General features: G+C 37.0%; 10 protein-coding genes. 5 read left to right on the top strand and 5 right to left on the bottom strand.

The genetic code is table 11. The annotated features are described in order from the left end of the window. Positions 1-112: 112 nt before the first annotated feature. The gene (nadB, locus tag BKP35_RS11145; protein ID WP_071313431.1) at positions 113-1729 is read right to left on the bottom strand and encodes an L-aspartate oxidase; all 1617 of its coding nucleotides are present in this window, start codon (positions 1727-1729) and stop codon (positions 113-115) included. Between the two features lie 412 nt (positions 1730-2141). Between nadB and BKP35_RS11150 the strand changes: the two genes are divergently transcribed. Beyond that, positions 2142-3263, top strand: coding sequence for an IscS subfamily cysteine desulfurase (locus tag BKP35_RS11150; RefSeq protein WP_071313432.1), 1122 nt, complete (start codon positions 2142-2144; stop codon positions 3261-3263). 29 nt (positions 3264-3292) lie between these two features. Then, positions 3293-3844, top strand: a complete 552-nt coding sequence (locus tag BKP35_RS11155) for a transcription repressor NadR (RefSeq protein ID WP_071313433.1) — start codon at positions 3293-3295, stop codon at positions 3842-3844. Between the two features lie 251 nt (positions 3845-4095). On the opposite strand, the gene pheA is transcribed toward BKP35_RS11155, so the two are convergent. From pheA to BKP35_RS11175, 4 genes are all read right to left on the bottom strand, one after another. Beyond that, positions 4096-4974 (bottom strand): prephenate dehydratase, encoded by an 879-nt coding sequence (pheA, locus tag BKP35_RS11160; RefSeq protein ID WP_071313434.1) that lies wholly within the window; start codon positions 4972-4974, stop codon positions 4096-4098. Positions 4975-4991: 17 nt separating this feature from the next. Continuing rightward, complete coding sequence (locus BKP35_RS11165; protein WP_281244219.1) at positions 4992-5444, bottom strand: ACT domain-containing protein; 453 nt, start codon at positions 5442-5444, stop codon at positions 4992-4994. Between the two features lie 210 nt (positions 5445-5654). Continuing rightward, positions 5655-6938: a GTPase ObgE gene (obgE, locus tag BKP35_RS11170; protein WP_071313435.1), complete on the bottom strand. Its 1284-nt coding sequence runs from the start codon at positions 6936-6938 to the stop codon at positions 5655-5657. A gap of 201 nt (positions 6939-7139) precedes the next feature. Next, a complete protein-coding gene (locus tag BKP35_RS11175) occupies positions 7140-7685 on the bottom strand; it encodes a Spo0B C-terminal domain-containing protein (RefSeq protein WP_071313436.1) in 546 nt (181 codons plus the stop codon). Positions 7686-8260: 575 nt separating this feature from the next. Here BKP35_RS11175 and BKP35_RS11180 point away from each other — a divergent pair. The 3 genes from BKP35_RS11180 to BKP35_RS11190 all read left to right on the top strand — a co-directional run bounded on the left by BKP35_RS11180 (position 8261) and on the right by BKP35_RS11190 (position 11019). Next, on the top strand, positions 8261-9106 hold the full coding sequence (locus BKP35_RS11180; RefSeq protein ID WP_071313437.1) for an ABC transporter ATP-binding protein: 846 nt from the start codon (positions 8261-8263) through the stop codon (positions 9104-9106). Then, complete coding sequence (locus BKP35_RS11185; protein WP_071313438.1) at positions 9039-9806, top strand: ABC transporter permease; 768 nt, start codon at positions 9039-9041, stop codon at positions 9804-9806. The genes BKP35_RS11180 and BKP35_RS11185 overlap by 68 nt, the downstream gene beginning before the upstream one ends. 217 nt (positions 9807-10023) lie before the next feature. Continuing rightward, a complete protein-coding gene (locus BKP35_RS11190) occupies positions 10024-11019 on the top strand; it encodes an aliphatic sulfonate ABC transporter substrate-binding protein (RefSeq protein ID WP_169819205.1) in 996 nt (331 codons plus the stop codon). Positions 11020-11032: the final 13 nt, after the last annotated feature.

The raw sequence follows: 11032 nt of genomic DNA on the forward strand, positions 1-11032 counted from the left end.
TCATTATGAAGTCCTCCTTGGTTAACTAAGTTAGGGGTCATCTCGGTGCACGATTTGACACCCCGTATCATACCAGGAGGGCTCTTTTTTTTTCAAGTCCCCGAAAATCCTTCTAACAGGAATGCTCCTTTTTTAATTCCGATAAAGAATCTTGCTTGAGGGCTTCGTTTTCTACGAATCTCTCACGAATTAATTCACCATTTACAAAAACACTTCGATATCCAGACCATCGTTGATCATTTTTAGCCGAAAAGTCACTCCTATAATGACCCCCACGACTTTCATCTCGTAAAAGACTGGCCTGAGTAATTAATAACCCTACAACTAACATATTGCTAATAACTTTTTCTTGAATTGATAAATAAGCATGATTTTTGTCATTTAACAAGTCGTTATATTGGCGAAACCAGCAAATCGCTTGTTGAAGCCCTTTTTTATTCCGAATAATTCCGGCAAATTTATCCATCACTTCTTGAACTTGTTCGACCGTTGGAAGATTTTTTGAACTTGTATTTTTAAGTACGATAGACGGAGTTAGTCTTTTTTTCTTAGTTCTTTTTTTCTTCTGTAATACTGTTTTTGACAAACGTTCACTAAATACAACTCCTTCTAATAAAGAGTTACTCGCTAAACGATTAGCGCCATGCACCCCTGTATAGGCACATTCACCAACAGCATATAAATTTTCGATAGATGATTGTCCTTCTCTATCTACTTTAATACCACCCATAATAAAGTGAGCACCAGGCTCTACTGGTAATAATTCACTTTTTAAAATCTCAGGATTTTTTTCGCACATTTGATAAATGGATGGAAATCTTTGTTTGAAATTGTTTACATTTTCTATATTTAAAAAGATTTTTTCTTGTTTTAGTTTCGAATTAAAAATTTCTCTAGCAACGATATCACGTGGTGCTAAGTCCTCCATTGGATGTTTCCCCTTCATAAGGAAGCACCCTTCTTCATTGACTAGCTTTGCTCCTTCACCACGAACAGCTTCTGAAATCAAACCACAACTACTATTGCCATTCATTAATAAAGTTGGGTGAAATTGGATAAACTCCATATCAGCTATCTCGGCACCAGCTCGGTATGCCATAGCAATCCCATCCCCAGTAGCCTCCCTACAGTTTGATGTAGCAGAATAAAGTTGACCGACACCACCTGTAGCAATAATGACATGGTCCGCTTCAACGTAACTAATAGTGCCTTTTATATCTTTCGTGAATACGCCTTGACAAACACCATCTTCCACTTGTAAATCAAAAGCCATTTCACGCTCACAAACATCAATTTTAGGAATAACCCTTGACATCAATGCTTCAACGATTACTTTTCCAGTTGCATCTCCACCCGCATGGAGGATTCGCCTTTTTGTATGAGCTCCTTCCATTCCTAAGGAGAGTTCATTATTTTTGTCTTTATCAAATGCGACGCCAATTTCAATAAGTCGATTAATTAACGAAGAACCTTGCTTTACAAGAAGCTCTGTCATCTCTTTACGATTATGAAACCCACCAGCAACGATTGTATCCTCAAAATGCTCCTGCCAGTGATCTTCCTTCGTAACAGCTGCAGCAATTCCACCTTGTGCTAACATTGAATTACTATTATTCAGCTCAGACTTTGTGATAAGCATCACATTTTTTTGGTCACAAAGGTAATCTGCGGTCATTAAGCCTGCTAAGCCACTACCGATGATAACCACCTCTGTTTTCTTAACATTCATGACAATCCCCCTTGTAAGAAAAGCGTAAGGCGCCCGCCTATCGGCGAAAACCACTGGAAGGCCTGCCCGTAGCGGTCAGGTTTTAGACCGCAAGGAAAGGACTGAAGTGGTCGAGCCGATGGCGCCTGAAGCTAGACATAGAAAAGCGTAAGCGCCTTGGTCAGCTAATTATGAATTATTTATGAACATACAACTGTCTTGACACCTATATTTACATACTTTTAAACTAGTGACAAGACTTTTTTTATTTTATAAAAAAGTTTATGATTTTTCTTACACAGAAAAGTTGTTTTGATGTACACTCATCGTTAGCTTCATATCAATAAAAACTCGTTTATTTTGTAGTAAACAAAGTAGTATTTACGAAAAAATTTCCACCATTGGGTAAAATTCCAAAATCGAGGTGTTTAAAATGATTTATTTAGATTATTGCGCAACAACCCCCATGTCTGATCGCGCCCTACAAGTTTTCACGAAGGCATCACAAAATTTTTACGGTAATCCTAGCAGTCTACATGATGTTGGCGGACAAGCAAAAAATCTTTTAGAACAGTCTAGAAAAACAATAGCAAACAGTATTAACGGCGCTGAACAGGGGGTTTATTTCACTGGGGGTGGATCTGATTCCAACAACTTAGCTATTAAGTCATTAGTCAAAGGGAAAAAGGGACATATTATTACAACGAGCATTGAACATTTCTCAGTAATTAACACTTTTTTACAGTTAGAAGAAGAAGGCTACGATGTGACTTTTTTAGAAGTAGATAAGTACGGAGTTGTATCAATTCCTGCGTTAGAGAATGAACTTAGAGACGATACAATCCTCGTGTCTATTGGATATGCTAATTCTGATATCGGTACGATTCAAAACTTAAGTGAGATCGGTAAATTACTAAAACAAAAAAACATTGTCTTTCATAGCGACTGCGTTCAAGCATTTGGAAAAACTATTATTGATGTAGCGGCTTTAAATGTTGATAGTATATCGCTTTCAAGCCATAAAATTTACGGACCTAAAGGTGTTGGTGCGGTCTATATATCCCCTTCTATTAAATGGACACCAATTATTCCAAACACATCACACGAAAATGGCTTTCGCGCCGGAACAGTCAATGTACCTGCAATAGCTAGTTTTGCTGAAGCAGCCATCCAGATATGTTCGGCAATGGAAGCAGAACAAAAACGCCTAAAAAAACTTAGTGAACAACTATTAGCGAGTTTAGACAAACATAATTTATCCTATAGCTTAATCGGTCACCCCGAAGATCGCTTAGAACACCATTTATCATTATGTATTCATGGAATCGAAGGCCAATATGTAATGTTACAACTGAATCAAAAAAACATTGCAATCTCCACTGGAACAGCTTGTAAAGTCGGTGAGCAAAATGCATCAAAAACAATGCTTCAACTTGGTTACAGTAAAGAAGCCGCAACAGAGTTAATTCGTATCTCTCTCGGAAAACAAACGACAGAATCACATATTAAAAAAACAGCAGAAGCTCTCAATACAATCGTAAATGAATATTTTTAGAAAATTTTATACTAAGGGGGAGAGAACGTATGAAACAACAAGAAAAAAAAGTGTTAGGTGAAGATCGAAGAAACTTAATATTAAAATGGCTTACTGAATCAAGCCAACCGATTACCGGAACACTTTTAGCTTCCAAAACGAATGTTTCTAGACAAGTAATTGTCCAAGACATATCTATTTTAAAAGCAAGAAATTATCCAATTTTAGCTACATCACAAGGGTATGTTTTTATAAAAGAGCAAGCAAAAACTGAGATGCTTTCTAAAGTAATCGCCTGTAAACATTCTCCTGAAGAAACAGCACGAGAATTAAACATGATCGTTGACCTAGGTGGTGCAGTGAAAGATGTCGTTGTCGAGCACCCTGTTTATGGAGATTTAACAGCATCACTTATGATTAGAAACCGTCGCGACGTTAACGATTTCATTAAAAAGATGTCTTCAACTAATGCATCTCTTTTGTCACAATTAACTGACGGTGTTCACCTTCATACGATTGAAGCAAGAACCGAAGAACAATTGACCGAAATTTGTAATACTTTAAATGCTGCGGGTTTTTTATTGTCTAGTGAAGATGATTAATAGAAACGCGATAGCGGCTTGGTGAGCGCCGAAAAGCGTTAGAGAGCCAGCGACGGTTTATCTCCTCTAGAGGTGCATCCCAGACTATATAAACATCGATGGAGCGAAACAGCTTTTTGAATTTACTCCTTGTGCTTTTCTACAAGTAACAAAACGGGGCTATCCCACAACAAGTGCTTGACACTTTGTTTTGGGACAGCCCCGATAAAATTCAAAACACTATTACAACTTAAGCGCACTTACCCTCAAGATTAAACCTTTACCTCATTGTTTTTTTTTGCTAATGAAAAACATGGATAACTACCTAAAAGTGTTACTTGGCATTTCAGCGCTTCTAACTCAGCGATGACTCCCGGAATTAAAACTTCGTCCATTTTCATTGCAACATCAATCACAAAAAAGTAATTACCTAATCCCGTTTTCATCGGTCTAGATTCGATTTTTGATAAATTTAATTTTCTCCAAGCAAATGCCGATAAAACATGATGTAGGGCACCTGGATAATCTGCAGGTAATGTGACCATTAACGTTGTCTTATCTCCATTAAATAGAGGAGATTGCTCCGTTAGGCATATGTTATCCTTTTTTAAAATAACAAAACGAGTATGATTATTTTCATAATCGTGTATTTCAGATTGAGCAATCGTTAATCCGTACTGCTCTGCTGCTAAAGAATTCCCAATTGCCGCGATACGCTCGTCAGGGTGGTTAGCGACATGTTGAGCCGCTGATCCTGTTGAATTCGTATATTCAAATTCAGCGTTTGGCAAATACGAACGTAAAAACTGATGACTTTGAGCGATTGCTTGAGGATGTGAATATACTTTTTCGATTTTGGTCCAATTTTCAAGTTGATTTTCATGAACTAATAATTGTTGCTCAATTGGTACGGTGATCTCACCATTTATCATTAGTTTTTGATTATGAATTAAATAGTCTAACGTTAAATTTACAGAGCCTTCGATCGCATTCTCGATTGGAACTACGGCAAAGTCTACATCACCGATTGAAACACTGTCCATACAATCAGGAATCGATGGGAAAGAAATAAATTCGTCGTTAGGAAATACAGCTTTGGCAGCTACTTCTGTAAACGTCCCTTTAGGACCTAAATATGCAATTTTCTTCATGATTAACTCCTTTCGTACTAAGCCCCTGAACCAATTAATTCTACTTTTTCAACTGCATCTAAATGTTGCATTTGCCTCACTAATTTATCAATTTCAATTTCCATGGAAGCTGTTTCAATCGACAAAGTAATTGTCGCTCTTCCTGACAAAGGAATCGTTTGATTAATGGTTAATACGTTAGCTCCGGCTTCAGCTACTGCTGCTAAAAGCCTCGATAAAGTACCCGATCGGTCTTCAAGGTGAATTGAAAGTGTAATAATTTTTTCTTTCACCATCGTATGAAAAGGAAAAACCCCATCTTTATATTTATAAAAAGCACTCCTACTTAAATCAACAGCTTCCGTTGCCTCACTAATCTGTTTTGCTTTTCCACTGTCTAAAAGTGCCTTAGCTTCTAACGTTTTCAACATCGCTTCTGGTAAAATACTAGCACGGACGAGATAAAACTGATCGTCACTCTCTTTAGACACAAAAACCACCACCCTAAAAATTCCTATTAATACATTATAAATTTGCATGAACATTTTGACAACTAAATTTCAATTTACAATGCAAAATTTAAAATTGTTGTAAGCACAGCTTCGGAGCCTTTACTTTTCAGCAACCCCGAATCTGCTCTCCATAATTTTTAATTTTAAATTGTAAATTAGAAAAGCTACCCTAAAGGTAGCCATTCCAATTTATTCAATAAATTCAAATTCAAATTTCATGATGCGAACGAGATCTCCATCTTTGGCACCACGTTCCCGAAGTGCTTCATCTACGCCCATACCTCGCATTTGACGCGCGAAGCGTTTTACAGATTCGTCCCTAGAGAAATCCGTCATTTTAAATAACTTTTCAAGTTCGTCGCCAGAAAGAACGTAAGCTCCATCGTCATCTCTCGTAATTTTAAACGGCATCTCTTTCTTTTCATGGCGATAAATAACCCTGCTTTCGACTTCCTCCTCAATTAATGGGAACTCAGGGGTTGTATCAACTTTATCTGTAATTGCTAGAAGCAATTCACGTAACCCTTGTTTCGTAATTGCAGAAATTGGGAAAACTAGGGTTTCTTTGTCTGCTACTTTTTCTTTAAAAGCAGCTAAATTCTCCTCTGCATCTGGCATGTCCATTTTATTGGCAACAATAATTTGCGGACGCTCAGTTAAACGAAGGTTATATTCTTTTAACTCTTCATTTATTTTTGTGTAATCTTCATAAGGATCACGCCCTTCAATTCCCGACATATCAATGACGTGAACGATCACTTTTGTTCGTTCGATATGTCTTAAAAATTGATGACCGAGCCCAACACCTTGATGTGCCCCTTCTATTAGCCCAGGTAAATCTGCCATTACAAAGCTACGTCCATCTTCCACATCGACAACACCTAAGTTCGGTTTAATCGTTGTAAAATGGTATTCAGCAATTTTAGGCTTCGCTGAAGACACTACTGAAAGAAGCGTAGATTTTCCTACACTTGGAAACCCAACAAGACCAACATCAGCAAGCAGTTTCAACTCTAATGTAACATTTCTTTCTTGTCCTGGCTCCCCGTTTTCGGCAATTTCAGGAGCTGGATTCGTTGGAGTGGCAAAACGATTATTTCCACGACCGCCACGGCCACCTTTTGCGATCACGGCCCTTTGCCCGTGATGAACTAAGTCTGCAACCGTTGTTTTTGTTTCTTCATCAATCACCGTCGTCCCTGGTGGAACTTTAACAATAAATGGCTCAGAATTTTTACCGTGCTGACTTTTCGGTCTTCCGTGTTCACCGCGATCCGCTTTAAAATGACGCTGATAGCGGAAATCCATTAAAGTTCTTAAACCTTCGTCTACTTCAAATACAACATCTGCACCGTTTCCTCCATCACCACCAGCTGGTCCACCGTTAGGAACATATTTTTCACGACGAAAAGCAACCATTCCATTTCCGCCATCTCCACCTTTTACATAAACCGTAACCTTATCTACAAACATCTTTTCACCTCAAAAGTTTTTCAAATCATATTCATAATGCACATTTTACTCATTTTTAATCCTACTCCGCCTAACTCGTCATTGGTGTGTAAAGCTTTGCGGAGGTACTTCCACTTAGACCTTTAAACTTATTTCATTTTAACCTTTTCATCCATTCAGTTATAAACCCTAGTTCATTGCCATTAATTTGCTACTCAAAAGCTAATCAAGCACTATCGTTAAATAAAACTCTTCTTTACTAATATATGATTCCACTAATTTCAATTGTTCATTCCACTCACTTGAACTATCGATAAAATTTTTTATAACCTTTTCATTATGTAATTCTCCTCGAAAGTCAAAGGTAACACTCGGTACGTTTTCAGCAAATAATTGGAATGTTAGTAATAAATGGTTATCTCCATATTGCTGACTACTTTCATTTACTACATCAATAAAACGGTCGAACCATTCAAGCAAGCTTTCTTCGTATAATGAAAGGTTTTTAGTTGTTCCAACCACTTCAAACTCAACTTGAAAATGATGTCGGTTCTCCCAATTAAATACTAACAGTTGACTAGCTAATTTCGGAATTTCAAGATTTGATAGCTTACTTTCATGTTGTCTCTGATGTATGACCTCTTGAATGATTTCCTCGACACGATCGTATTTCTTTAGTGCCAAATTCCCTTTAATTAATTGGACTACATTCAACCAATCATGTCGAGAGTGTCGAAGGATTTGTAAAATGTTCCACTCCTCTTTCATATATCACACCTATTTCTATAATAAAGTTAGAAAAACTAAGCTTATTATCACAACCCCTAGTGAGAGCCTTAGTTTCCCTTATACTATCTTCCGACTTAACTTATAAATCTGATACTTAATGAATTTCATAATTCATGATCCTCGCCACTAAGATCAGTATATAGTTGCGTCAAAACCATTCGCAAACTATATATTGCATGATGTGGCTCATTTTTGTAATTATGAAACTCACTCACTGTAAAGAAAATTAAAATAAGTTCATGCTTTTACCATTTAAGCCAAAGGATATCAATGACTACAATATATACTATCACAAAAATATTCATAAACAATTTAATTCTAGTATTTCTCGTATAAAATCATTAATTAATGTGATTATATAGATGAAAATCGACATTTGCAGTGGATTTTTTCACAAGTCTCTAAAATTCGAATAGTGATTTGCAAAAAATTTGAACATTTATTTTTACAATGAACTCGTTGACAGTTTCTTTAATCCATCATATACTAAGAGTACTTTAATTCCGAGTAAAAATATATGATTTGTATTTTTAATAAGTTTGGAGGTTTTATTAATGGATCACGTGACAATTAAAAACGTAGAAAAAACGTTTTTCAATAAAGAAGAAAAAACATCGTTTACCGTTTTTAATGATATAAATTTAAACATAAAAAAAGGGGAATTTTTATCTCTTTTAGGGCCATCAGGATGTGGTAAATCAACTTTACTAAATATTGTTGCTGGCCTTGATAAAGCGACGAACGGTGTTGTTCAAGTCGGTTCAAAAACAATCACTGCACCTGGTCCAGACCGCGGGGTTGTTTTCCAAGAAGCTGCACTAATGCCTTGGTTAACCGTTTTAGAAAACGTTATGTTTGGCTTAAAGAAAAAGATGAGTAAAGATGAGGCTGAAAAAAAAGCATTAGAATATTTAAAACTCGTTCACTTAAGTAAATTTGTCGGCTCATACCCTCATGAATTGTCAGGTGGAATGAAGCAACGTGTATCAATCGCTCGTGCGCTTGCTATGGACCCTGAAATTCTACTTATGGATGAACCGTTTGGAGCATTAGATGAACAAACACGGTCAATGCTTCATAAAGAAGTACAGTTCATTTGGGAACAAACTGGGAAAACGATTATTTTTGTTACCCACAACATTCGCGAATCAGTAATTCTTTCAGATCGGATTATTTTAATGGGCACGAGACCTGGTGGCATTATTGGTGAGTTTCCAGTAAATCTAGAGAGACCGAGAAAACCTTCTTCACCAGAGTTTGTAAAACTTGAAGAAGATATTATGAAGCAACTCGCTGGTGAGATCGAGAAAGTAATGAAGGAGGAAATGGGCGATGACTACAACAGTAAGAAGGCTAGTCTTCTTTACGGCACTAATCGCAATATGGGAGAGCATATTTAGACTAAATGATATTTTTACATTTCGAGACACTCGATTTTTCCCATCTCCAAGTGGGGCCATCGAGCAATTATATATAGGATTCTTTCAATCTGGTATTTTAAGTAGTGCACTGATAACTAGTTTACAGAGAATAAGTGTTGGTTTTGCACTAGCGCTTATTATTGGAACTGCACTAGGCATTTTACTAGGACAGTCAAAATTAGCTGACGAAACGATTGGATCATTAGTTATTGCCTTGCAATCGATTCCGAGTATCGTTTGGCTTCCAATTGCTCTTATTGCTTTTGGTCAAGGAAGTACAGCTATTATTTTCATTATCGTGCTTGGTGGTACGTGGGCTATGACAATGAATGTGCGTATGGGTATTAAAAACGTTCAACCTTTGTTAATACGCGCTGCAAGGACAATGGGTTACAAAGGTTCTGAGTTAGTATGGAAAGTAATGCTTCCAGCTTCTATTCCCGCAGCCTTAACTGGTGCTAGACTTGCATGGGCATTTGGTTGGCGTGCATTAATGGCCGGTGAACTTTTAGGACGCGGTGGTTTAGGACGGACGCTATTAGATGCTAGAGACATGTTCAATATGGATTTAGTCATTGCGATTATGGTCATTATTTCAATCATCGGATTAATCGTTGAATACTTAGTATTCGCTCCACTAGAAAAGAAAGTAATGACACGTTGGGGCTTGTCGAAGTAGAATTTTGGTAGTTTTGAGTTTTGAGTTGTGTGGGCAGTTCGAGGAAGTTTTTATTGAAAACTATAGGAGTGAATTTCATAATTAATGAAAATGAGCCACATCACGCAATATATAGTTTGCGAATGGTTTTACCGCAACTATATATATCCTAGTGGCGAAAATAATAAATTATGAAATTCATTGATTTATAAATTAATAGAAAAGATTGGGGGATTTTATGATGAAAAAAATATTTTCAGTAGCAATATTTGCTATTTTATTAGGGGTATTAGCTGCTTGTGGATCAGATGATTCTGATACGGTATCTGTTGGTTACTTTCCAAACTTAGACCATGCCGCTGCAATCGTCGGTAAAGAAAAAGCTTTTTTTGAAGAAGAAATGACAGATAAAGAATTAGACTTTATTAACTTTCCAAATGGAAATGACTTTATTGAAGCGTTAGATAACGGAGCAATTCAGTTAGGTTATGTTGGACCTGGCCCGGCAATTAACTACTTTTTAGCAGGGGGCGACATCGTTGTCATTGGTGCTGCTGCTAACGGTGCTACGTTAATTGTTGCTAGAGAAGATTCAGGTATTGAAACTTTAGATGATTTTGCTGGAAAATCATTTTGTACTCCTGGAAACGGATGTACACATAACGTTCAGTTAGAGATTATGCTCCAAGATCGTGGCTTAACAACTACAAGACGTGGCGGTGAGGTCGACCATCAACCGCGTGTAAATCCTGCAAACATGATGATTATGTTTGAACAAGGTGAAATTGATGCAGCTGCTGCTCCAGAACCTTGGGGAACATATTTAGTTGAAGAATTTGGTGCCAATGTTATCGCAGAATGGAATGAAGTATTTTTAGGGGAAGAATTAGCTAGTGTCGTTGTTGTTACAACTCCACAGTTTTTAGAAGAAAACCCTGAGCAAGTTGACCAATTTTTACGCGCTCATAAACGTGCAGTAGATTACACTCACGAGAACACTGCTGATACTTTAGAAACAGTTAATGACTTGCTTTATAGCTTATCACAAACAAGACTTCCACAATCTGTTTTAGAAAACGCTTGGGAGCGTATGGTTGTTACAACAGAAACTCACGCTGACGCCTTACAAGCTTGGGCAACAGCTTCTTATGAATTAGACTTCATCAATGATGAGCCAGATTTAGATGGGTTTGTTGACACATCAAGATTAGATAAGATTTTAGCTGAAAACTAATTATATGTTTAGG

Source organism: Anaerobacillus arseniciselenatis, from assembly GCF_001865995.1.
Classification (GTDB): Bacteria; Bacillota; Bacilli; order Bacillales; family Anaerobacillaceae; genus Anaerobacillus; species Anaerobacillus arseniciselenatis.

Bases quoted from the DNA above. Each gene is read 5' to 3' on its own strand.
- nadB (WP_071313431.1), bottom strand. From the start codon at position 1,729: ATGAATGTTAAGAAAACAGAGGTGGTTATCATCGGTAGTGGCTTAGCA.
- BKP35_RS11150 (WP_071313432.1), top strand. From the start codon at position 2,142: ATGATTTATTTAGATTATTGCGCAACAACCCCCATGTCTGATCGCGCC.
- BKP35_RS11155 (WP_071313433.1), top strand. From the start codon at position 3,293: ATGAAACAACAAGAAAAAAAAGTGTTAGGTGAAGATCGAAGAAACTTA.
- pheA (WP_071313434.1), bottom strand. From the start codon at position 4,974: ATGAAGAAAATTGCATATTTAGGTCCTAAAGGGACGTTTACAGAAGTA.
- obgE (WP_071313435.1), bottom strand. From the start codon at position 6,938: ATGTTTGTAGATAAGGTTACGGTTTATGTAAAAGGTGGAGATGGCGGA.
- BKP35_RS11175 (WP_071313436.1), bottom strand. From the start codon at position 7,685: ATGAAAGAGGAGTGGAACATTTTACAAATCCTTCGACACTCTCGACAT.
- BKP35_RS11180 (WP_071313437.1), top strand. From the start codon at position 8,261: ATGGATCACGTGACAATTAAAAACGTAGAAAAAACGTTTTTCAATAAA.
- BKP35_RS11185 (WP_071313438.1), top strand. From the start codon at position 9,039: ATGACTACAACAGTAAGAAGGCTAGTCTTCTTTACGGCACTAATCGCA.
- BKP35_RS11190 (WP_169819205.1), top strand. From the start codon at position 10,024: ATGATGAAAAAAATATTTTCAGTAGCAATATTTGCTATTTTATTAGGG.